Source organism: Nostoc sp. FACHB-280 (genome assembly GCF_014697615.1).
Classification (GTDB): Bacteria; Cyanobacteriota; Cyanobacteriia; order Cyanobacteriales; family Nostocaceae; genus Nostoc_B.
The window spans coordinates 98,537-120,552 of the sequence record NZ_JACJSD010000012.1 but is presented as its reverse complement, the minus strand read 5'-3'; the positions used below and the strand labels follow the sequence as shown (position 1 = coordinate 120,552).

19 protein-coding genes are annotated in these 22,016 nt (G+C 39.9%); 10 read left to right on the top strand and 9 right to left on the bottom strand.

Annotated features, from left to right (window positions below; genetic code table 11):
• Positions 1-20: 20 nt before the first annotated feature.
• On the top strand, positions 21-2,708 hold the full coding sequence (gene adhE / locus H6G75_RS11440) for a bifunctional acetaldehyde-CoA/alcohol dehydrogenase (RefSeq protein WP_190980056.1): 2,688 nt from the start codon (positions 21-23) through the stop codon (positions 2,706-2,708).
• 272 nt (positions 2,709-2,980) lie between these two features.
• Here the strand turns inward: adhE and H6G75_RS11435 are convergent, their stop codons facing one another.
• Positions 2,981-3,445: a hypothetical protein gene (locus H6G75_RS11435; RefSeq protein WP_190980055.1), complete on the bottom strand. Its 465-nt coding sequence runs from the start codon at positions 3,443-3,445 to the stop codon at positions 2,981-2,983.
• Positions 3,446-4,148: 703 nt separating this feature from the next.
• Between H6G75_RS11435 and H6G75_RS11430 the strand changes: the two genes are divergently transcribed.
• From H6G75_RS11430 to H6G75_RS11390, 9 genes are all read left to right on the top strand, one after another.
• Positions 4,149-5,696 carry an efflux RND transporter periplasmic adaptor subunit gene (locus H6G75_RS11430; RefSeq protein ID WP_190980054.1) on the top strand — a complete coding sequence of 516 codons (1,548 nt, stop codon included), beginning with the start codon at positions 4,149-4,151 and terminating at the stop codon, positions 5,694-5,696.
• Between the two features lie 124 nt (positions 5,697-5,820).
• Positions 5,821-7,110, top strand: coding sequence for an ABC transporter permease (locus H6G75_RS11425; protein ID WP_190980094.1), 1,290 nt, complete (start codon positions 5,821-5,823; stop codon positions 7,108-7,110).
• Positions 7,111-7,388: 278 nt separating this feature from the next.
• A complete protein-coding gene (locus H6G75_RS11420) occupies positions 7,389-8,060 on the top strand; it encodes an ABC transporter ATP-binding protein (protein WP_277884088.1) in 672 nt (223 codons plus the stop codon).
• 132 nt (positions 8,061-8,192) lie between these two features.
• On the top strand, positions 8,193-9,593 hold the full coding sequence (locus tag H6G75_RS11415) for a TolC family protein (protein WP_190980053.1): 1,401 nt from the start codon (positions 8,193-8,195) through the stop codon (positions 9,591-9,593).
• Between the two features lie 202 nt (positions 9,594-9,795).
• Positions 9,796-11,970 carry a PAS domain-containing protein gene (locus H6G75_RS11410; RefSeq protein ID WP_190980052.1) on the top strand — a complete coding sequence of 725 codons (2,175 nt, stop codon included), beginning with the start codon at positions 9,796-9,798 and terminating at the stop codon, positions 11,968-11,970.
• A gap of 82 nt (positions 11,971-12,052) precedes the next feature.
• Positions 12,053-12,745, top strand: coding sequence for an MBL fold metallo-hydrolase (locus H6G75_RS11405; RefSeq protein WP_190980051.1), 693 nt, complete (start codon positions 12,053-12,055; stop codon positions 12,743-12,745).
• Between the two features lie 227 nt (positions 12,746-12,972).
• On the top strand, positions 12,973-13,518 hold the full coding sequence (locus H6G75_RS11400; protein ID WP_190980050.1) for a rhodanese-like domain-containing protein: 546 nt from the start codon (positions 12,973-12,975) through the stop codon (positions 13,516-13,518).
• The gene (locus tag H6G75_RS11395; RefSeq protein ID WP_190980049.1) at positions 13,515-14,387 is read left to right on the top strand and encodes a sulfite exporter TauE/SafE family protein; all 873 of its coding nucleotides are present in this window, start codon (positions 13,515-13,517) and stop codon (positions 14,385-14,387) included. Before H6G75_RS11400 ends, H6G75_RS11395 begins: the two co-directional genes overlap by 4 nt.
• A gap of 33 nt (positions 14,388-14,420) precedes the next feature.
• Positions 14,421-14,765, top strand: coding sequence for a helix-turn-helix transcriptional regulator (locus tag H6G75_RS11390; protein WP_062293739.1), 345 nt, complete (start codon positions 14,421-14,423; stop codon positions 14,763-14,765).
• Between the two features lie 24 nt (positions 14,766-14,789).
• Here the strand turns inward: H6G75_RS11390 and H6G75_RS11385 are convergent, their stop codons facing one another.
• The 8 genes from H6G75_RS11385 to H6G75_RS11350 form a co-directional block, all read right to left on the bottom strand.
• Positions 14,790-15,821, bottom strand: a complete 1,032-nt coding sequence (locus H6G75_RS11385; protein WP_190980048.1) for an Mrp/NBP35 family ATP-binding protein — start codon at positions 15,819-15,821, stop codon at positions 14,790-14,792.
• Between the two features lie 79 nt (positions 15,822-15,900).
• On the bottom strand, positions 15,901-16,878 hold the full coding sequence (locus H6G75_RS11380; protein WP_190980047.1) for a HEAT repeat domain-containing protein: 978 nt from the start codon (positions 16,876-16,878) through the stop codon (positions 15,901-15,903).
• Positions 16,879-16,979: 101 nt separating this feature from the next.
• A complete protein-coding gene (locus H6G75_RS11375; protein WP_190980046.1) occupies positions 16,980-17,207 on the bottom strand; it encodes a ferredoxin family protein in 228 nt (75 codons plus the stop codon).
• Between the two features lie 31 nt (positions 17,208-17,238).
• Positions 17,239-17,700 (bottom strand): GNAT family N-acetyltransferase, encoded by a 462-nt coding sequence (locus tag H6G75_RS11370; RefSeq protein ID WP_190980045.1) that lies wholly within the window; start codon positions 17,698-17,700, stop codon positions 17,239-17,241.
• Between the two features lie 12 nt (positions 17,701-17,712).
• A complete protein-coding gene (locus H6G75_RS11365) occupies positions 17,713-18,498 on the bottom strand; it encodes a class I SAM-dependent methyltransferase (protein ID WP_190980044.1) in 786 nt (261 codons plus the stop codon).
• Positions 18,499-18,693: 195 nt separating this feature from the next.
• Positions 18,694-19,386 (bottom strand): HAD family hydrolase, encoded by a 693-nt coding sequence (locus H6G75_RS11360; protein ID WP_190980043.1) that lies wholly within the window; start codon positions 19,384-19,386, stop codon positions 18,694-18,696.
• 13 nt (positions 19,387-19,399) lie between these two features.
• Entirely contained in the window at positions 19,400-20,029 is a 630-nt protein-coding gene (locus H6G75_RS11355; protein ID WP_190980042.1) for a GDSL-type esterase/lipase family protein, read from the bottom strand.
• A 154-nt stretch (positions 20,030-20,183) separates the two neighbouring features.
• On the bottom strand, positions 20,184-21,893 hold the full coding sequence (locus H6G75_RS11350) for a fumarate reductase/succinate dehydrogenase flavoprotein subunit (protein WP_190980092.1): 1,710 nt from the start codon (positions 21,891-21,893) through the stop codon (positions 20,184-20,186).
• Positions 21,894-22,016 lie beyond the last annotated feature (123 nt).

The window sequence follows — 22,016 nt, the reverse complement described above, 5'->3', positions numbered from 1 at the left end:
CTCCGCAACAGGATAAAAATATGCTGGTCACTAATATCGAAGAATTAGAATTACTTGTACAACGAGTTAAAGCTGCACAAGCTAAATACTCAAATTACTCTCAAGAACAAGTCGATGTCATCTTTAAAAAGGCGGCATTAGCTGCTAATGCTGAACGGATTCCCCTAGCAAAGTTAGCAGTTGCAGAAACAGGTATGGGTATTGTAGAGGATAAAGTGATTAAAAATCACTTTGCATCGGAATTTATCTACAATAAATACAAGCATGAAAAAACTTGCGGGATCATCGAAGAAGACCATACATTTGGTATTCAAAAAATATCTGAGCCTGTAGGAATTGTTGCCGGAATTGTCCCTGTAACTAACCCTACTGCGACAACAATTTTTAAAGCGTTAATTGCTTTGAAAACTCGTAACGCTATTATTTTTTCCCCTCATCCCAAATCTAAAAAATGTACTGTAGAAGCAGCAAAAATTATTCTGAAAGCTGCAATAGCCGCAGGTGCGCCAGAAGATATTATTGGTTGGATTGATCAGCCAACGGTGGAGTTATCCAAAGCCTTAATGCAGCATCCAGAAATTAAATTAATTTTAGCCACTGGCGGGCCAGGAATGGTACGTGCTGCTTATTCTTCTGGGAATCCATCATTAGGTGTGGGTGCTGGTAATACTCCCGCCGTCATTGACAGCAGCGCACATATTCAAACTGCTGTGAGTTCGATTTTATTAAGTAAAACCTTCGACAACGGGATGATTTGTGCTTCGGAACAATCAGTTGTTGTAGTTGATGATATTTACGAAAAAGTCAAACAGGAATTTATCAGCCGGGGTGCATATTTTCTCAATGATGAGGAAAAACAAAAGCTAGGTAGTGTAATTTTAAAAGAAGGCAGATTAAATCCTGCTATTGTGGGACAGTCAGTTGACAATTTAGCTAAATTAGCCGGATTTTCTCTACCAAATAATACCGATTCTTCCCAAGCACCAAAGATTTATAAAGTCTTAATTGGTGAAGTTGAAACAGTGGGAGAAGGTGAAGCTTTTGCTTATGAAAAATTGTCGCCAATTTTGGCTATGTATCGAGCCTCAAATTTCTCTGAAGCAGTAGATACAGCCGAACAATTGATAGAATTTGGGGGGCTAGGACATACATCGGTACTGTATACAAACCCCGCGAATTTAGATGACATTGCTTATTTTGAGAATAAGATGAAAACTGGGCGTGTCTTGATTAATACGCCATCTTCTCAAGGTGCAATTGGCGATTTATATAACTTTAAACTTGACCCATCTTTAACTTTAGGTTGTGGGACTTGGGGAGGTAATACAGTTTCCGATAACGTCACACCCCATCACCTAGTGAATATTAAAACGGTATCCCAACGTCGGCAAAATATGTTGTGGTTCCGAATTCCACCTAAAGTCTATTTCAAATATGGGTGTTTACCTGTAGCTTTACGCGATTTAGTAGGTAAAGAACGCGCTTTTATAGTTACAGATAAACCATTATTTGATTTAGGAATAGTCGATAAAGTTACTCAGGTTTTAGACGAAATTGGCGTGAAACATGATGTATTTCACGATGTTGAACCTGATCCCACATTATCCAATGTCAATAAAGGTTTAGCTTTACTTAGAAGTTATCAACCAGATGTGATTATTGCCATTGGTGGGGGTTCGCCAATGGATGCAGCCAAAGTTATGTGGTTGATGTACGAACATCCCGATGTGGAGTTTGAAGGCTTGGCGATGCGGTTTATGGATATTCGCAAGCGGGTTTATGAATTACCACCTTTGGGACAAAAAGCCATCATGGTAGCGATTCCTACAACTTCGGGTACTGGTTCAGAAGTAACACCCTTTGCTGTGGTGACAGATGACAGAGTAGGCGTGAAATACCCCTTAGCAGATTATGCCCTAACTCCGAATATTGCGATCGCCGACCCGGAACTGACGTTAAATATGCCCAAAAAATTAACGGCTTATGGTGGTATTGATGCGTTAACTCATGCCTTAGAAGCCTACGTATCAGTAATGGCAACCGAATTTACAGATGGTTTAGCACTACAAGCAATCAGGCTGTTGTTCAAATATTTACCTAGTGCTTACAAAAATGGTGTGAACGACCCGAAAGCACGGGAAAAAGTACATTACGCCGCCACAATTGCAGGTATGGCCTTTGCGAATGCCTTCTTGGGTATTTGTCACTCAATGGCGCACAAACTCGGTTCTACTTTTCATGTTCCCCACGGACTCGCTAACGCCTTGATGATTTCCCACGTCATCCGCTACAACGCTACAGATATTCCCTTTAAGCAAGCAATATTCCCGCAGTACAGATATCCTAATGCCAAGGATAGGTATGCTCAAATAGCCGACCACTTGCACTTAGGTGGCGATACATCTGATGAAAAAGTGGAATTATTGATTAGGGAAATCGAAAATCTCAAACGTCAAATTGATATTCCGGCCACGATTAAACAAGCGTTGGGAGATGAAGAGCAAGACTTTTATGCCAAGCTGGAAGAAATGGCAGAACAAGCCTTTGATGACCAATGCACAGGTGCAAACCCCCGTTATCCACTCATGAACGACCTGAAAGAATTATATGTTCTAGCCTATCAAGGTTGTCGTATCGAGGCCGCACTCTATCACACCACACCGGACTTTTCCGATGGTGAGGTCAGACTTCACAAGGTAGAGGTGTAGTAACAATTCAAAATAAGCTGATACGCATCTAGATTAATATTCTGGTGTGAGGTCTGCCAAGGGTCAAGAATATCTAGTGTGGTGATAAACTCTGCCCACCGTACTAGATATTCTTGCCTTTTGTTCCCTAAAAATCTCTACACAGTTGTTACCTTGGGTTGAAGTTGAGTAAGGGACTTCCAAATAAAAAAACATACAATTTTTCTTGTGGGGTGGACATCTTGTCCGCCCCACAAGATTGGATAATTTATTTCTTGGAAATCCCTAAATAGCTATTTTTGCTTAATTCCAAATAGTTCTAAACCCTTGCGAGACTCTGTTAAAAAACGCTTTTCTATGGCGCGATATTGAGATGTTGATACATTTTCAATGGTGTTATCTAGATGCCAAGCTGCAACTAATTTTTGATTGCGGAAACCATATCTGTGAAAATCTTCAGCACTGACGTGAATTAATTTTCCATTTTTGTATTTTAATACAGCAACATCCAGAGCGTCATTCTCACTGCCATCAGATGATTCAACACTTTGGATATATAAAGATATTGGCTTACCTTTAACTTGGCAAAGATTATATATAAAAATACCTTTTTTCCTTTTTTGGAGAGGGCAGTTTTTTGGCTCCATATCACCTTGGAAGTGTTTCTCAGTGACGAAGGATTTATTGGTGGCGAAAGATGGCAAACTTGTAGATAGTAGCAAAGATGAAATTGTCAAAAATTTCAGTAAATAATTCATATTTTAATGTCTAAATTTTGTCCTAATTACAGAATTATTATAGCTAAATTTGCTATAGATTTATTCAGCGATAATACTGAATAATTGATTTATATGCTCCTAGATATTCCTGGTTTTTCTAGATTTTTGAATAATGTCAATCTAGAAAATATTTGCAGTAGATATGCAATTAAAAATAAAATTATAGCTATAGCAATACTAAATGATTTATAAACATCTTTCTCCCTTGTCTACCCTGTCATCCTTATCTCCTTTGTCTCTGTTGTTCAAATATCAAATAAAAATGCTATAGCAATCCTAAATCATTTGTGAAATTCTCTTTCTTTTCTTTCTTTTCCTTCTTTGTGTCCTACCCTGCGGGAAGCCGCTATCGCGTCTATGCGTCCTTTGCAGTACCCTTCGGGAAGCCGCTTCGCGTCTACGTTAAAAAGAATACTTTTTCATAACTCAGATAAGATTGCTATATATAGATTTGGTATGACAATTTAATGACTTTAGTCATAGAGCAATCAGAAATTATTAGTGACTTTAGTCATAGAAGAAAACAGTCCATTTTAGCTGATAATAAAATGCAAACTTGAAATTTTCTACTTATCTAGTCACTATAGCGATGGTATAAGATTAGGCAATTTATAGTCCGAGCATCTAAGTGCTGGGACTTAGATAACTAGCTTGGTAGCCTTTTTGGACAACGGACAAAGTTATGAAACTTGATACATCAACCCCTGTAGATTCATCATCTCTACCCTTAGAACAAAAACAACGAAAAAAGTATAATTGGCTACTGTGGCTACTAATGCTTGGTCTGTTGGGTGGAATTGGCTATGGAGTTTATTATCGAGTGGCGGTAGTGCCGCGCCAAGAAGCTAGACAAAAAATATTGACACAGTCGGTAGAAAGACGAAATTTAGCGATCGCAGTTTCGGCTAATGGTACAGTCAAACCAGAACGCTCCATTAACCTTAGTCCCAAAAATTCGGGTGTACTCAAAACTCTGCTGGCTAAAGAAGGCGATACAGTCAAGAAAGGCCAAATTCTCGCTTATATGGATGATTCCAACCTGCGAGGTAGTTTAGTGCAAGCCCAAGGACAGTTAGCCCAAGCCGAAGCAAATCTCCAAAAAGCCCAAGCCGGGAATCGCCCCCAAGATATCGCCCAAGCCCAAGCCCAACTTGACGAAGCCGAAGCAAATCTGCAAAAAGTCGAAGCCGGGAACCGTCCCCAAGATATCGCCCAAGCCCAAGCAAGGCTAAGAAGCGCCCAAGCCAGCTTAGTCCAAGCCGAAGATGATTTACGACGCAATCAACAGCTATACAACTCCGGGGCTATTTCGCTGCAAACGGTTATTCAAAAACGGTCAGCCCGTGATAGCGCCCAAGCCCAAGTTAATGAAGCACAACAAGCATTAGCCTTGCAACAAGCTGGTTCACGTTCAGAAGATATTCAACAAGCTAGGGCGACTGTGAAACAGCGAGAAGAAGCTTTAGCATTATTAAAAGCCGGAAACCGCCCAGAAGATATTGAAGTTGCTCGCGCTCAAGTTATTTCCGCCCGTGGTTCACTGCAAAACATCCAAGCCCAAATCAACGACACCATTATCCGCGCCCCCTTTGATGGAGTCGTAACGCAAAAATTTGCTGATCCTGGTGCTTTCGTGACTCCTACCACTTCCGGGAGTGCTGTTTCTTCCGCCACTTCTTCTTCGATTTTGGCTTTAGCTTCCGTGAATGAAGTTGTTGCTAATTTATCAGAATCAAACATTGCCAAAATAAGCCTTGGTCAACCAGTGACAATTAAAGCTGATGCTTATCCAGGAAAGGTTTTTGAGGGGAAAGTCAGTCAAATTGCAGCTCAAGCAACCGTCGAACAGAACGTGACTAGTTTTCAGGTCAAAGCATCTCTCTCTGACCCAGAAAACCTACTGCGGTCAGGGATGAATGTTGATGCAGAATTTCAAGTTGGTGAGTTAGAAAATGCTTTAGTTGTCCCCACAGCCTCAGTTGTGCGCCGAGAAAGAGCTACAGGAGTCTATGTTTTAGGTGCGAATGATCAACCTGTATTTACTCGTATTGAAACTGGCGTGACTGTGAATAACTTTACAGAAGTGAAATCTGGCTTAACAGGTGATGAAAAAGTCTTGCTAAGTTTCCCCCCTGGTTCTCGACCCCAGTCAACGCCACGGGGAGGTGTCTTTCCTGGCGTTGGCGGTGGCGGTGGTCGTTCTGGTGGCGGTGGGCGTTCTGGTCAGTAATGTTGAGAGACAAGGGGGATAAGGGAGACAAGGGAGAGATATATGTGAATGGTTGGTGAGCGAAGTCGAACCACTGCCTCCTGCTTTTCCCAAACTACAAATATTTACGCCATTCTATATTAATATGCTTCAGAGTTTATCTAAAATTCCCAAACTTCAAAAAAGACCTAGTAAGTCTACAGTGCCATTCACAGAGATATTATCAATGGCGGTGGAAACGCTGTGGAGTAATAAATTACGCACAGGGCTGACGATGCTGGGGGTGGTTATTGGTATTGCTTCTGTGATTGCGATTACTTCTGTTGGTCAAGGGGTGCAGAAAAGTGTTGAAAACCAAATTCAAGCACTAGGAACAGATGTATTGCAGGTTTTAGCGGGTGCAGCCAGGAGTGGAAATATCCGTCAAGGTGTGGGTTCTACTAGTACCTTAACTTGGGAAGATGCTAAAGCGATCGCTCAACAAGCCCCATCAGCCGATTTAGTTTCGGCATATCTGCAAAGAAATGCTCAAGTAGTATATGGTGGCGAAAATACTTCCACCACAATCTACGGTACAGACTTAAATTATCCCGAAGCACGCAATACTCATCCCCAAGAAGGGCGATTTTTCACTCAAGAAGAACTTGATTCTAGTAAGCAAGTGGCGGTGATTGGCCCGACAGTCAAAAGAACATTATTTGGCAATAGTAATAAAGTCATTGGTGAACAAATTCGCATTCAAGGAGAGACTTATGAAGTAATTGGCATTATGGAACCGAAAGGCGCTCAAGGGCCGATGGATAGAGATGATCAAATTTTTATTCCTTTAACTAGTATGTCGGGAAGACTAGTAGGAAATAATGCTTTAACTGGTGTTTCAGTTAATGGAATTTTAATCAAAGCTAGTAATCAAGATAAGTTAGAAGCAGCGCAATTTCAAGTTACTAATATTTTGCGCTTACGTCACGAAATTTATCCCCCCCAAGCTGATGATTTTCGGATTACAAATCAAGCTGATATTGTTAGTACCTTTACTAATGTGGTTGGTTTATTTACGATTATGGTGGTGGCGATCGCCGGAATTTCTCTGGTAGTCGGTGGCATCGGAATTGCCAATATTATGCTAGTTTCCGTAGTAGAAAGAACCAGAGAAATTGGCATTCGTAAAGCAGTCGGGGCAACTAATTCAGCGATTCTCAATCAATTTTTAGCCGAGGCGATCGTGATTTCAATTGTCGGTGGTGGTATTGGTATGGGCAGTGGTATTTTAATTGCCTTTGGTGCATCGAGTATTTTTAAATTTCCCTTTGTAATTTCCGTGGCATCAGTAATTGTCGGTTTTGGACTTTCGTTATTTGTTGGGCTAGTTGCTGGTGTGATTCCGGCTCGTAATGCGGCGAAATTAGACCCGATTACAGCTTTACGAAGTGATTAATTTGAGAAATAAAAGCTTCTCCCTTGTCTCTTCTATTCATATATTAATATAACTTACACAATAACTCTCTAAAACTCTTATATCTTCGTGTCCTACCCTGCGGGAAGCCGCTATCGCGTCTATGCGTCCTTTGCGGTTCGTTTTTTCATACTTTCAATTTTATGACTCACGCAAAGGCGCAAAGACGCAAAGAGATATTATTAGTCATAATCTGATTTATGCAAGAGGTCTAATATCTTTACTCATTACTCACTACTCATTACTCAACACTAAAAAATATGACCACAATGATTTGGATGGAATCTATTACAAAAACATACCAACTCGGAGAAATGAGCGTTCCGATTCTCAAAGGTATTCACCTATCCATAGAAGAGGGGGAATATGTTGCAATTATGGGTGCATCAGGTTCCGGTAAATCTACACTCATGAACATTTTGGGCTGTTTAGATAGACCTACTAATGGAAATTATATTTTTGAAGGCAGAAATTTAACTACTTTTGATGATGATGAATTAGCTTATATCCGCAATCAAAGGATAGGTTTTGTGTTCCAACAATTTAATTTATTAGCAAGAGCCACAGCACTAGAAAATGTGATGTTACCGATGGTTTATGCTAATTTACCCAAAAACAAACGCCGGGAAAGAGCCTTAGCAGCTTTAACCAGAGTAGGACTAGCTGAACGCATTCTCAACCGTCCGAGTCAACTTTCTGGAGGACAACAACAACGAGTTGCGATCGCGCGTGCTTTAGTAAATCGACCCGCATTGGTTTTAGCAGATGAACCAACAGGTGCATTAGATACAGAAACTTCTTATGAAGTGATGAATTTGCTCACAGAATTAAATGAACAAGGTATCACTATTGTGATTGTTACCCATGAACCAGATATTGCAGCACAAACTAAAAGAACTATTCGCGTCCAAGATGGTTTAATTGTTGGTTGAGTTGGGTAATGACAAAATAATTAATCGCAGATGCACGCGGATATCATTCACTCAGGTGATAGTCAGACAAAATTAAGTGATTTAAACTGAATTAACTAATCTCTACTCTCGATTTTCCAATTAGTAAACTCTATGCTATCTTCAGTGCATTCTACCTGGTTTGTTGTGGCGATCGCTCTTTTAATTTCTGCTGTACCCAAGAGTGTTGATGCTCAAACTCCATCGCAAACAACACCACAAATTCCCGCAGAAAACTTAAATCCTAGTGCCAATCCTTTACAATTTCCCACTAAACCAGAAGAGGTACAAATTCAAAGAACTGTACCTTTGAGTTTGGCGCAGACTTTAGAATTAGCCAGACGCAATAATCGCACTTTACAAGTCACAATTTTAGAGTTAGAACGCAGTCGTGCAGCACTGAGAGAATCTCAAGCGAGTTTGTTTCCTAGTCTTAATATCAACGGGAGTGTAACTAACAGTGGTAATGGCTTTAGTAGCAATTCTTCTCAACCGAGTACTTCTTTTAACGGTACAGCACAACTGAATTATGACCTCTACACATCCGGTAATCGTCAAGCAACTATTAAACAAGCTGAAGAACAGTTACGCATAGATGAGTTAGATGTCGAAAACCAATCTAGAGAAATTGAACTAAGTGTCAAAACTCAATATTACAATTTGCAACAAGCTGATGAACAAGTCAGAATTAATCAATCGGCGGTAGCCAATGCTCAAGCCAGTTTACAAGATGCTCAAGCCAGAGAAAGAGCAGGTGTAGGGACAAGATTTGATGTCCTACAAGCTCAGGTAAACTTGGCTAACGCCCAACAAGACTTGACTAATTCCCTATCAAACCAACAAATTGCTCGTCGTCAACTTGGGACATTGCTGAGTTTACCCCAATCAGTAGATATTACAGCCGCAGATACAGTGGCACTGGCAGGACTTTGGCAACCAACTTTAGAACAAACTATTGTTGAAGCTTTTCAAAATCGACCAGAATTGCGCCAACAAGTAGCGCAAAGAAATATTTACGAACAACAACGACGACAAGCAATCGCACAAGTCAGACCGCAAGTAAGTTTAGTTACAAGTTATAACTTACTCGATCGCTTTAACGATAGTGTCAGCGTCACTGATGGTTATTCTATTGGATTGCAAGCCAGTATGAATTTATTTGATGGTGGCGCAGCCAGAGCTAGAGCGGCGCAGGCTAAAACTAATATAGCGATCGCCGAAACTCAATTTGCCAATCAGCGCGACCAAATTCGCTTTAATGTTGAACAATACTACGCTCAACTACGCGCTAATTTAGATAATGTGCAGACTTCTGCTGTGGGTTTAGAACAAGCTAGAGAAGCACTCAATATCGCCAGAATTAGATATCAAGCTGGTGTTGGTACACAAACAGAAGTCATCGAAGCAGAAAATGACTTAACCAGAGCCGAAGGTAATCGAGTCACCGCAATTTTAGACTACAATCGGGCTTTAGCTAATCTCCAACGGACTGTGAGTGCAAGAACCTTTTTTTAGGATAGACAGTCCAGTAGTCAGATATGTTAGGACGATTTGAAATCGTGAATGCCACGAATAATAAGACTTATCCTCCTGCCATAAATCATCAGCATTAAATACAAAATCATCTTCCTTGAGAGAGATTGTGATACAGAAAAATTAGGCTTGAATAGAAATAACCGTATATGTATATGGCTGATCTATATACGGGCAAAGCCTTATGAAGCGAAATAGCGCGGGTCAATTTGTGAGTAATTGCGATGGTGAAACTAAACAGCGATTTAGTGTGACACTAACCGCCACTGCTTGGCAATTATTAGATGAACAGGCAAAAAAGCAAGGAACTTCGCGCTCGGAGGTGATTGAACAGTTTGCTCGTAGTTTGATTCAGCCAGAACAACAAACTGTACAGTTCACAAATGAAAACCATCCTGGCAATACTCACTGCCAACAAACTGAAAAAACACTTTATCAAAGTGAAGAGCGACTGAGAATTGCTCAACAAGCGGCTAATGCTGGTGTGTGGGACTGGGAAATTACCACTAATCAAGTTACCTGGTCGGCAGAATATTATCAACTTTATGGTCTTGATCCCACCTTAATACCAGCTTCTTATGAAAACTGGATTTCATCGATTATTGAACCAGACCGCGATCGCACTGATCAAGCAGCCCATCAAGCCCTAGAAAACCGCACTGACCTAAATGTAGAATTTCGCATCATTCATCCCGAAAAAGGAGAACGATGGCTAACCGCCATTGGCAAAACTTTTTACGATGACAATCATCAGCCTATTCGGATGACGGGAATTGCTTTGGATATTACAGAGCGCAAACTCTCGGAAGCAGCCTTGTTGGACAGTGAAGAACGCTATCGATATTTGGCTGAATCTATTCCCCAATTAGTTTGGACAGCTGATACCAATGGAGTACTTGTTGATGTCAATCAACGTTGGTGTAATTTTACTGGGTTGACACTAGCACAAGCACACACAGAAGGCTGGGAAGCAGTGGTTCATCCTGATGATGCGCCTAGACTAACTCAAAATTGGGCAATGGCTCAACAAAATGGCAGTTATTATCAAGCAGAAGGCAGAATGCGCCGGGCTGATGGGACATATCGATGGCATTTACACCAAGCAATACCGTTAAAGAATGACCAGGGTCAAGTAGTTAAATGGTTTGGAACAGCTACAGATATTGAAGACCAAAAACAACTAGAACAGCAACGTATTCGGCTGCTGCAACAAGAACAAGCCGCTAGAGAACAAGCAGAAACCGCCAACCGCATTAAAGATGAATTTTTGGCAGTCTTATCTCATGAATTGCGTACACCCCTCAATCCGATTCTTGGCTGGTCGCGGTTACTACAATCTCAACAGCTAGACCCAGCAAAAACCACCGAAGCCCTGAAAACTATTGAGCGTAATGCCAAACTCCAAGCCCAATTAATTGAAGATTTATTGGATATTTCTCAAATTTTACAAGGCAAACTCAGTCTGAGTGTTACCTCTGTAGATTTGACCACAGTAATTAAAGGTGCAATCGAAACAGTTAAATTGGCAGCACAGGCAAAGTTTATTAGCATACGGACGATTTTGGCATCCAATGTGGGGCAAGTAGCTGGGGATGTTAGCCGTTTACAACAAATTGTGTGGAATCTGCTATCCAACGCCCTTAAGTTTACGCCATCAGGAGGACAGGTAGAGGTTCGTCTAGAACGCTTAGAATCATTTGCTCAAATTACAGTCAGTGATAATGGCAAAGGTATTTCTCCCGAATTTTTACCTTATGTTTTTGATTACTTCCGCCAAGCTGATAGTGCAACAACTAGAAAGTTTGGTGGTTTAGGTTTAGGACTAGCCATTGTGCGTCATTTAATTGAGTTACATGGTGGCACAGTTCAGGCTCAGAGTTTTGGAGAAGGACTAGGCGCAACTTTTAAAGTCAAGCTACCACTCATTCCAACTTACCAGCAATTACATCAACCTAGCCAGCGGCAGGAGTTAGCCTTAAGCTTAAATGGCATCAAGCTTTTAGTGGTTGATGATGATGCTGATAACTGTGAGTTTTTGGCTTTTGTTCTGGAACAAGAAGGCGCAAAAGTCGCAATGGCCAATTCTGCAACAGAAGCCTTACAAACTTTGAAGTACTTCCAACCAGATATCTTGTTAAGCGATATTGGAATGCCGCAAGTAGATGGCTATATATTAATGCAGCAAGTACGAAATTTACCCCCAGACCAGGGCGGCAATATTAAAGCGATCGCTCTTTCTGCTTATGCTGGAGAAATCAACGCTCAACAAGCAATTCAAGCTGGATTCCACCGCCATATCTCTAAACCTGTCGAACCAGAAGAGTTAATTAACGCCATTCTTGAATTACAAGCATTTTAATTGATATTTTTCAATCTACTAGACGCTATTCACAATATTACTATATAGTAATATTGTGAATAAATAGTGGAGTTTAGGCATAATGTTATTCCGACAACTATTTGACGTAGAGACTAGTACATATACTTACTTAATTGCAGATTTAAGAACAAAAACGGCGATTTTGGTCGATCCGGTATTAGAACAAGTGGAGCGCGATCGCCAATTGTTGCAAGAATTAGAACTAACGCTCAAATACTGTTTAGAAACCCACATCCACGCTGATCATATTACGGGAACTGCTAAATTACGGGAAATAACAGGTTGTTTGGGAATTGTGCCAGAAAATGCCCAAGCCGGATGTGCCGATAGATTTATGAAAGATGGCGAAGTTATAGAATTAGGCAGTGTGAAATTAGAAGCGATCGCCACCCTCGGTCATACTGATAGCCATAATGCCTATTTAGTGAATGGTACTCACCTACTCACCGGAGACTCACTATTTATTCGTGGTTGTGGAAGAACAGACTTTCAAAGTGGCAATGCGGGAATGATGTACGATGCTGTCACCCAAAAATTATTCACATTGCCCGACGAAACCTTAGTTTATCCTGGTCATGACTATCGTGGTCATACAGTTTCCACCATTGGCGAAGAAAAACAATTAAACCCTCGGTTTGCAGGGCGTAACCGCGAAGAATTTATCCAGTTAATGGCAAACCTGAATTTACCCAACCCGAAAAAAATCATGGAAGCCGTACCCGCTAACCAACGCTGCGGTAACGTGGCGGCGTAATTAATAAAGGGAGTAGGGGGAAGAAATTTTTGTAACCTACTCGCACAAATATGAAAAAACGAACCGCAAAGGACGCATAGGACACAAAGTTATAACAGTTAGAGAGAGTTCTTGCATAAGTTAATAGAATCTCGGCGTGCTTTTCTCTGCGCCTCTGCGTGAGACAAAAAATTTTCAGATTTCACCATATCTCTGCGTTTAAAAATATTCCTCAAAGGTAAACAATAATGACCACTTCTCATACAAGCAAATTACAAACCATTGACGCTCAAACTCTCCAACAGTTACTCAAACAACAAACTGTCACTCTGATAGATGTGCGTGAACCATCTGAATATGCTGGAGAACATATCCCCAATGCCACACTAATGTCCCTGTCCAAATTTGATCCGCGCAAAGTACCGCAAACCCAAGACACCCAAGTAGTTCTTTACTGTCGTTCTGGGAATCGTTCAACAATGGCGGCGCAAAAACTATTTGATGCGGGATTTACAGAAGTCACCCATCTTAACGGCGGGATGACAGCTTGGAAAGCGGCAGGTTATCCCACCAAAATTAACCAAAATGCCCCAATTAGTTTAATGCGGCAAGTGCAAATTGTTGCAGGTTCATTGGTGGTTACAGGCACATTGCTGGGTGCTTTTGTTTCTCCTTGGTTTTTGATTCTCAGTGGCTTTGTCGGAGCCGGATTGATGTTTGCGGGAATTACAGACACCTGCGCGTTAGGAATGCTACTAGCAAAACTGCCTTATAATCAACGGAGTAGTGTATGACCTGGATAATTGGACATATACTAGCTGCTTGTATTGGGTTGAGTTTAGGTTTGATTGGTGGCGGTGGTTCTGTATTGGCGTTGCCAGTTTTAGTTTATGTTATGGGTATACCCACAAAATCTGCGATCGCTATGACTTTGGCGATCGTCGGGACTGTGAGTTTACTGGGTATAATTCCTCACTGGCTAGCCAAAAATATTCAATTGAAAACAGCATTGATTTTCGGTTCCGCCACTATGTTGGGAGCATTTATCGGGGCAAAAATAGCCTTGCTACCCTTTGTCACCGACACTTTCCAAATGTTGCTGTTTGCCATCATGATGTTATTGGCAGCAGTATTCATGATTCGCCGTAGTTCTCAAAAAGTAGCCCCAGATGATCAGTTAGCTTTGTATCCTCCACCAATTTGTCAATATTGCTGGTTATGGTTAATGACTGAAGGATTAGGTGTGGGAATACTCACTGGCTTGATTGGTGTTGGTGGTGGATTTGCCATTGTTCCAGCTTTAGTACTTTTAGGAAAAGTACCGATGAAAAAAGCAATTGGTACATCACTCTTGATTATTGTGTTGAATTCAATTGCTGGCTTTTTAAGCTATTGGGGACATATTTCTTTTAATTGGCAGTTGATGTTATCTTTTATTGTGGCTGCTAGTGCTGGAACAATTTTCGGTGCATATCTGGCAGAATTTGTTCCTGCTTATAGACTGCAAAAAAGCTTTGGCTATTTTTTATTAGCAGTTGCAGCTTTAGTACTATTCCAAAATCGCCATTCTTTTCAATCCAGCAAAGTATCAGAATACACGCCTAACATTCGTGATCGACTTTATGTTTCTGCGAACAAGTATGATAATACCAATACTATATAGTAATATAGTAGATAGATATATTTAGCCATGAGTATGTTAGAAAATTCACCTGCTGCCCTTGGGCCAATTGCAGATTATTTTAAAGTACTTTCAGAAACTAGCAGACTCCAGGTTTTATGCAGTTTAAAATCGGGTAGCAAAAACGTCTCAGAAATTATCGAAGCTACCGGACTGGGACAAGCCAATGTGTCTAAACATTTAAAAATTTTGGCACAAGCAGGTATTGTTCATCGCCAACCTCAAGGAGTCAGTATTTACTATGAGATTGTTGACCCTTTAATTTTTGAAATTTGCGAACTGGTGTGCGATCGCCTTTCCATTCGTTTAGAACAACAAACGGCACAGTTAAAACAACTAGAAGCTTTACGCAGTCGTTGAAATTATATTACTTTTGCGCCCTCTTTATGAGGGTTTTTTTGTGGTTGTCTTGAAAGTGGTGTGAAGTGCGATCGCAATTTTCCTAAAAACCTCACTTGCTGGGGAAGCTTGTTCACTCATAGCTATAGGATTTCCGCTATCACCACCACTACAAATACGCGAATCAATGGGGATTTGTCCTAACAGTGGTGCTTGTAATTCGGCTGCAAGTTGTTCACCACCACCACTACCAAAAATATAAGTGCGTGAACCACAATCCCCACAGCTTAAGTAACTCATATTTTCTACAATCCCCAGCACCGGAACACCGACTTGGCGGAACATATATATATTACGTCGAACATCTGCAACAGCTACTTGCTGCGGAGTCGTCACTAAAATCACCCCACAAATTGGGCTTTCTTGAATAATCGTAATTTGAGCATCACCCGTACCAGGAGGTAAATCTATTAATAAATAATCTAATTCTCCCCATTCCACATCATTAATAAATTGGGTAATAATTTTGTGCAGTACAGGCCCCCGCCAAGCCAAAGGACGATTTTTTTCTGCCAGTAAACCCACCGACATTAATTTAATTCCTTGCACTTCTAAAGGTAAAAACTTCTCACCTGTAGGAGTCTGAATTACTTCCACATCAGCTTGTTCTAAACCCAACATTTGCGGCACATTTGGCCCATAAACATCCGCATCCAATAGCCCAACTTTTGCCCCTTGTAAGCTTAAAGCGGCGGCTATATTTACAGCAGTTGTTGATTTACCAACACCACCTTTACCACTAGAAATTCCCAGAGTGATTTTCACACCAGGAATTGTACAAATTTGAATATAAGTCTTTTTACACCAAGATAAAGCTGCTAATTTAGCTTCAACTTCTGTTTTTAAGTGCTGTTGATGAGAACCAATATATAAACGCAAGTAAACGTAGTCATCAACTATGCGAAGATTCCGCACCATTCCCAAACTGACAATGTCATTTTTTAAAATTGGTTCAATGACTTGTTTAAGTAGTTTGACGACTTCTTGCTGATAAGAATTAACTTCTGCTTGCACCATTATTGCCAAACCTCTTAAAAAGTTTCATGAAACCATAGCAGACTAACTTTAAAAACACTCTGCGTTTTTCCGCGTTTACTTAGCGTGACTCTGCGTTAAAAACAATATCTGTTTGTATCTTGTTAATCGCTCGTTGCGCTTGAATAGCAACTTCCCTATCAGGGTCATCTAAAGCTTGTTGTAGTGGGATGATAACATCAGAATGAGCGAAATTACCCAGAGCAATTACAGCTTCTTTGCGGACATCTGCATATTCATCTGTTAATGCTTGAATTAATTGCGGCATAACTTGAATATCTGGAATTTTTTGTAAGGCTTGTGCTGTTGCTTTCCTGACTTGCCAATGTTCATCACTTAAAGCAGTTTCTAAGGCAAAAATTTCTTGATGATTTGCATGAATAGCTAGAGATTTAGCCGCATTACGCCGCACTTGCCAATCATGATCATTAGTCAGTGCTTGACTGAGTTTAGTAATTACTTCTGTATCTTGCAAATGTCCCAGAGTTAAAGCTGTAGCACGTCGCACAACGGCTGATTCATCAAAGATTAAATTTAAAGCTTCGGGGCATTTTTCTAGTTGATTGAGATAGCGCAATGTAGTTATTGCAGTTTCCCTTAATTCGGGATTATTTGATTGTAAAAATGGTAATATATATGGTAGAGATTGAATATCATGAATTTTACGCAACAGCACTAAAATATTGAGTTGTGTATTGATATTATCAATTTGTACTTTATCTAGTAAAAGCAATAAATCATCTTGACTAACTAACTCATTTAAAGCTGATGCAGCTTCAGCCCGAATATCTTCATCTTGCGAACTCAAACATTCAATTAAAGCAGGAATCGCCACAGGATTGGCAATTTCCCAAAGAGCAGATATAGCTATTTTCTGGACAGCTATATTTTCATCCTTAAGGGCAATAATTAAAGCATCAATTGTCTCTTCCTCGCCAAGATGTTGTAAAGTTTTAACAGCTACTAAGCGGTCATTGACATCAGGCGATCGCAACATTTCCAACCATTGATTTAATTCAGAATCAGCACTTATAGACATCTTAAATCCTCTCTCAAACTCTTACTCTCCGCACCTATGGTTACTGAGCGAAGTCGAAGTATGCGCCTCTGCGTGAAATTCACATTACTCTAACGGCATAATTACCGCAACAAAAAAGGAATCTGCACCGTAATAGCATTAGTAGGACATTCCTTTTCACAAGGTAGACAAAACCAACATTCGTCATATTTCATATATGCTTTCCCAGTCTCTGGATTCTTAGCCAACACATCTAAAGGACAAACCTCAATACAAGCCGTACATTTTTCCAAACATTTCGATTCATCAACAATAACAGGTACATCTACTCTTTGATTAACTAAAGCCATAACATCATTCCCCAACTTTGTAATTTAGACATTAAACTAATGGCTTATAAAAAGCTAATGACTGTTTTATATTTGTATAACCAATTTTTTCATAAAATAAATGTGCTTCCTTGCGTTTAATATTAGAACGTAAAATTACTCCATCACATTCTTTTAAGACAGCCCATTGTTCAATATACTGCATTAAATAACGTCCAATTCCGTGATGACGATAATCTTTATCTACCACTAAACCTAAAAGAATTGCTTGCTTTGGCATAATGAGTAAATCACAAATATGAGCGTGCGCCCAACCAATTACATATTCATTTGCTAAAGTTGCAACATAAACAATATGTTCTGCATTGTTTTGAAATTTATTCAGACGTTGCTCCACCTGTTGAATTGTGAGAGAATATCCTAGTTGTTCCCCAAGGATAGTAATTCTTTCTGCATGTTTAATATTAGCTTGTTTAATTGTAACTTCTTTAACCAAAGCAACTTTATTTACCATAATTATTACCCATCATGATTTATCGACTGTTGTATAAATAAAGCGATAGCCTATATCAATCTCTTGCAGATTATGAATTTCACCATATTTTTTTATCCATTCTCCACTATTTAAATCGGCTGTAAGTAACTCTAATCCTTTTTCTACTAAATCTTGATTAGCTAACGCAAAAGATGATATACCTGCACGTACTTCGGCTTTCAGATATAATTCTGGTCGTCTCCAGGCTGCGGCGGCGAATAAATCAGATAAGTCGTGTGGTAATAAAAATGGTATGGCTTCAACGCGCCTTTTAGTATTCTTCTGAAGTAAATTAATTTGTTCGTCAAGGGTTAAAAATCGTAAAGCATCTTCCCATAAAAAAGGAAAATAATCATAGAGCCAAATTCTTTGCGCGAGTCTAATATCAAAAGTTAGTAAAATGATTGTTCCATCTCTAATAATTCTTTGCATTTCTTGGAAAGATTTTTCGAGATGCGAAAAGTGATGTATCGCTAAAATACTGATAACGCCATCCACAGATTTATCTGGTAAAGCTAAATTTTCTGCATAGCCAGTAAACCACTCAACTTGAGGATGTACAACTGCTTGCTGTCGCATCACGATAGAAGGTTCAACAGCATAAACAAACAATCCTTGGTTAGCCAAAGCTACACTATAACCACCAGTACCAGCACCAATATCAGCGATAATGCTACCCTTTGGTAAATTGAGTAGATTAATTATTGCATTGACAATGCGACTATCAGGAACACGAGTTTGGGAATATTGTTTACCAATGGAATTATAAATAGGCATTTTTTTGAAATATTCAATGGTTAAACATTATTTAACGAGTTCTAGGAGGATGTTTTAAAAGTCTTCTTGTTGGTAGCAAAACATTTTAGATCCCCCTAAATCCCCCTTAAAAAGGGGGACTTTGAAGTATTTCCCCCCTTTTTAAGGGGGATTTAGGGGGATCAAGAAGTGCTAATAATCACAACCAACCACTTTTCAAACAACCTCTAGTAAATTTAAAAGTTGATTGACGATAAATTTTGGTTTAACTTCCTGTGGTAAGGCTTGATTTTTTCTGTTGTAGTAACAAAAATCAATATTGACTTGTCTTGCTCCTGCATAGTCATGATTAAGAGAGTCTCCAACGTAAAGAACTTGTGCGGGTGTTAAATCTAATTTCAATAAGGCATGATGAAATATTTCAGGAGATGGTTTAGCAAAACCAATTGCTTCCGAAACTACCACCTCCTCAAAAAAGTGATCAATTCCCGCAGCCTGCATCCTTGGTACTTGTGCTGATACAAAACCGTTGGTAATGACAGCTAACCGATAATTGCGTTCCAGGACGGTTAAAAGTTCATATACACCATATTCTGTTACGGCTGAATGATTAAAAATATGCCAAAAGCTTTGACTGAGGTGATTAGTTTTATCTGTTTTTATATTTAATTGAGCAAGTGTACTTTGATAAGACAATTCTGTTATTTCGATAGGTGATAAAACATCTCTCTTTCTCCAATACTGAGAGTTATAAGTCTCAAATACTTCTAAAAAATTAGCTTCAGTTATTTCATATATATCTAAAGATACTGCACAATCTGATAACGCACCAAGGATAGCTTGACGTTCACATAGTTCAAAATTTAATAGTGTATTATCGAGGTCGAAAATTATGGCTTTATAAGACATTTATTACTACTTATTATTTGACCAAAAGATGAGGAAACCAATTTAACCAGCCACTCCAATTCTGCACAAGATTGGCAAACTCTGTATATCCTGCGGTTCTGGGATGTGCGCCATCATACGATTTTGCCTCCTCTACCCAAATATTGGACTGTTTTAAAGGAGTAAAAACATCAAGGTAAGGTATATTCAGTTCATGACATATTAAAGAAAATTCCTGAGATAAATTTGCTATTCGTTGATTTCTTTCATCCTGCTGATTATCTGCACATGGTGGAGGACTAATCATTAAAACAGGATATAACTTCTTTGCTTCACTTAAGATAATCCGGGCGTTCTCAATTGATTCTGAAAGTTCGACACGAGTTTTACCATTTTCAATAGTTGTATCATTTACGCCAAACGAAAATACAACTCTACCATCATATTCTTTTGGTAAACGATAAACGGTTTCTCTTAACCAACGCTGTCTTAACTCTGTACTGGTTTCTCGTCTCACTCCTAAATTATAGTAGGTAATATCATAGCCATTTTTATTAGCATAAACACATACTCTGCCTGTCCAACCTAGATACTCTGGGTCGCCAGTACCGTTAACAAATGACTCACCAAGAAAGCATATTCTAATTTGTGATAAATCTGTCATTTTTAGTTAAATTGCAAGTTATATTTTTGGAAATAACATATTAATAATTAATTGAGTATACTGGATTTATTCATCGTGTAGAGTAAGACGAACGTAAGTGCGATCGTCAGATTCAAGAACTGTACAGACTGGTTGCGGGTTCATTTTGAATACCTTACTTCATAGTTACATTGTATAGTTCTTTGGTTGTGTCTACTTCGACAATGTAAGGATCTACAGGACGCTTGAACAATACCATTTGTCCTGATTCATCTTTCTTTAAATTGACATGACAGAACCATTCATCATCATTTTTTTCTGGATAATCTAAGCGGTAATGATATAGACCCCAACGAGTTTCTTGGCGATATAATGATGCTCTGGCTGCCATTTCTGCACAGTCTCGAATAAAATGCACTTCCAGAGAACGCATTAATTCATGGGGGTCACGCGCACCCATTAAATCTAAGGTTTGTTGATATTGAATAAACTGTTTTAAACCAATTTCGATTTTGTTGCCTGATTTGGGTGGTTGGAGATAATCATTAACTAAGCGTCTGAGTTTATATTCTACCTGGGTATGAGGTACACCATTGGGTCGAGTTAATGGGGCATAAATTCTGGCTTTTTCTGTTTCTAAAAACTCGGCATCTGGTTCGACAAAATCTAAATCTTGGATATATTCAATGGCATGAGTTCCAGCTATGCGACCGAAGACAAAAGCGCCAATCATATAATTATGGGGAACGCTGGCCATGTCTCCGGCTGCATATAAACCTGGGACTGTAGTTTGGGCATTTTCGTTTACCCACACACCAGAAGCACTATGACCGCTACATAAGCCGATTTCGGAAATGTGCATTTCTACGCCGTGGGTGCGGTAATCTTCATTTCTACCTTGATGAAAGCGTTCTCTACTTGGTCTTTCATTCGCCCAAAGTATGGATTCAATTTCAGCAATTGTATCTTCATCAAGATGGGTCATTTTGAGTTGGACTGGCCCTTTTCCTGAGTTTAATTCTTTCCAAATTTCCAACATCATTTGCCCACTCCAATAGTCGCAACTAATGAAGCGATTTCCTTCGGCGTTGGCTGTATGTGCGCCAAAAGGCCCGGCGACATAGGCGCAGGCAGGGCCGTTGTAATCTTTAATTAAGGGGTTAATTTGAAAGCATTCAATGTTACTGAGTTCTGCGCCTGCGTGATAAGCCATTGAATAGCCATCGCCAGCATTGGTAGGATTTTCATAAGTGCCGTAGAGATATCCGGAAGCGGGTAAGCCTAGTCTGCCACAAGCACCTGTACAGAGGATGACGGCTTTGGCTTGAATGATTATATAGTCGCCGTTTCTCACATCAAATCCTACCGCACCAATAGCGCGTCCGTCTTTGACTAAGACACGGGTAGCCATCACTCGGTTCGTAACTTTGACTTTGTGGCGCTTGACTTGGCGGGTGAGAATGGTTTTTAAGTCTTTACCTTCTGGCATAGGTAAGACGTATTTACCCACACGATGCACTTGTTTTAAGTCATAGTTACCTTGGGCATCTTTTTGAAACTTTACACCCCAACTTTCTAATTCTTGGATGACTTCGTGACCTAATTTACCGGTTTGATAGACAGCTTTTTGGTTGAGAATGCCATCGTTGGCGAGGGTGATTTCCCGGACGTATTGTTCTGGTGTGGAGTGTCCGGGGATGACTGCGGTGTTGACTCCATCCATCCCCATTGCGATCGCACCACTCCGCCGGATGTTAGCCTTTTCTAATATCAGCACCTCTGCATCTGGATTTGCCTGCTTGGCTTTAATACCTGCCATTGTGCCAGCAGTACCGCCACCAATGACGAGTACATCAGTTTTTATGCGTTGAGTATTGATATCCATAAGTAGGAGTGGGGAATGGGGAGTGGAAATTACAATTACTAGTACAGGTTGGCGTAAGTAAACAGACCACACTTCGACTACTTCGGCTGCGCTCAGTACAAGTAAGCTCAGTGACAGGCTGTA

Coding starts and splice junctions, on each gene's coding strand:
- adhE (WP_190980056.1), top strand. CDS start 21: ATGCTGGTCACTAATATCGAAGAATTAGAATTACTTGTACAACGAGTT.
- H6G75_RS11435 (WP_190980055.1), bottom strand. CDS start 3,445: ATGAATTATTTACTGAAATTTTTGACAATTTCATCTTTGCTACTATCT.
- H6G75_RS11430 (WP_190980054.1), top strand. CDS start 4,149: ATGAAACTTGATACATCAACCCCTGTAGATTCATCATCTCTACCCTTA.
- H6G75_RS11425 (WP_190980094.1), top strand. CDS start 5,821: ATGCTTCAGAGTTTATCTAAAATTCCCAAACTTCAAAAAAGACCTAGT.
- H6G75_RS11420 (WP_277884088.1), top strand. CDS start 7,389: ATGACCACAATGATTTGGATGGAATCTATTACAAAAACATACCAACTC.
- H6G75_RS11415 (WP_190980053.1), top strand. CDS start 8,193: ATGCTATCTTCAGTGCATTCTACCTGGTTTGTTGTGGCGATCGCTCTT.
- H6G75_RS11410 (WP_190980052.1), top strand. CDS start 9,796: ATGAAGCGAAATAGCGCGGGTCAATTTGTGAGTAATTGCGATGGTGAA.
- H6G75_RS11405 (WP_190980051.1), top strand. CDS start 12,053: ATGTTATTCCGACAACTATTTGACGTAGAGACTAGTACATATACTTAC.
- H6G75_RS11400 (WP_190980050.1), top strand. CDS start 12,973: ATGACCACTTCTCATACAAGCAAATTACAAACCATTGACGCTCAAACT.
- H6G75_RS11395 (WP_190980049.1), top strand. CDS start 13,515: ATGACCTGGATAATTGGACATATACTAGCTGCTTGTATTGGGTTGAGT.
- H6G75_RS11390 (WP_062293739.1), top strand. CDS start 14,421: ATGTTAGAAAATTCACCTGCTGCCCTTGGGCCAATTGCAGATTATTTT.
- H6G75_RS11385 (WP_190980048.1), bottom strand. CDS start 15,821: ATGGTGCAAGCAGAAGTTAATTCTTATCAGCAAGAAGTCGTCAAACTA.
- H6G75_RS11380 (WP_190980047.1), bottom strand. CDS start 16,878: ATGTCTATAAGTGCTGATTCTGAATTAAATCAATGGTTGGAAATGTTG.
- H6G75_RS11375 (WP_190980046.1), bottom strand. CDS start 17,207: ATGGCTTTAGTTAATCAAAGAGTAGATGTACCTGTTATTGTTGATGAA.
- H6G75_RS11370 (WP_190980045.1), bottom strand. CDS start 17,700: ATGGTAAATAAAGTTGCTTTGGTTAAAGAAGTTACAATTAAACAAGCT.
- H6G75_RS11365 (WP_190980044.1), bottom strand. CDS start 18,498: ATGCCTATTTATAATTCCATTGGTAAACAATATTCCCAAACTCGTGTT.
- H6G75_RS11360 (WP_190980043.1), bottom strand. CDS start 19,386: ATGTCTTATAAAGCCATAATTTTCGACCTCGATAATACACTATTAAAT.
- H6G75_RS11355 (WP_190980042.1), bottom strand. CDS start 20,029: ATGACAGATTTATCACAAATTAGAATATGCTTTCTTGGTGAGTCATTT.
- H6G75_RS11350 (WP_190980092.1), bottom strand. CDS start 21,893: ATGGATATCAATACTCAACGCATAAAAACTGATGTACTCGTCATTGGT.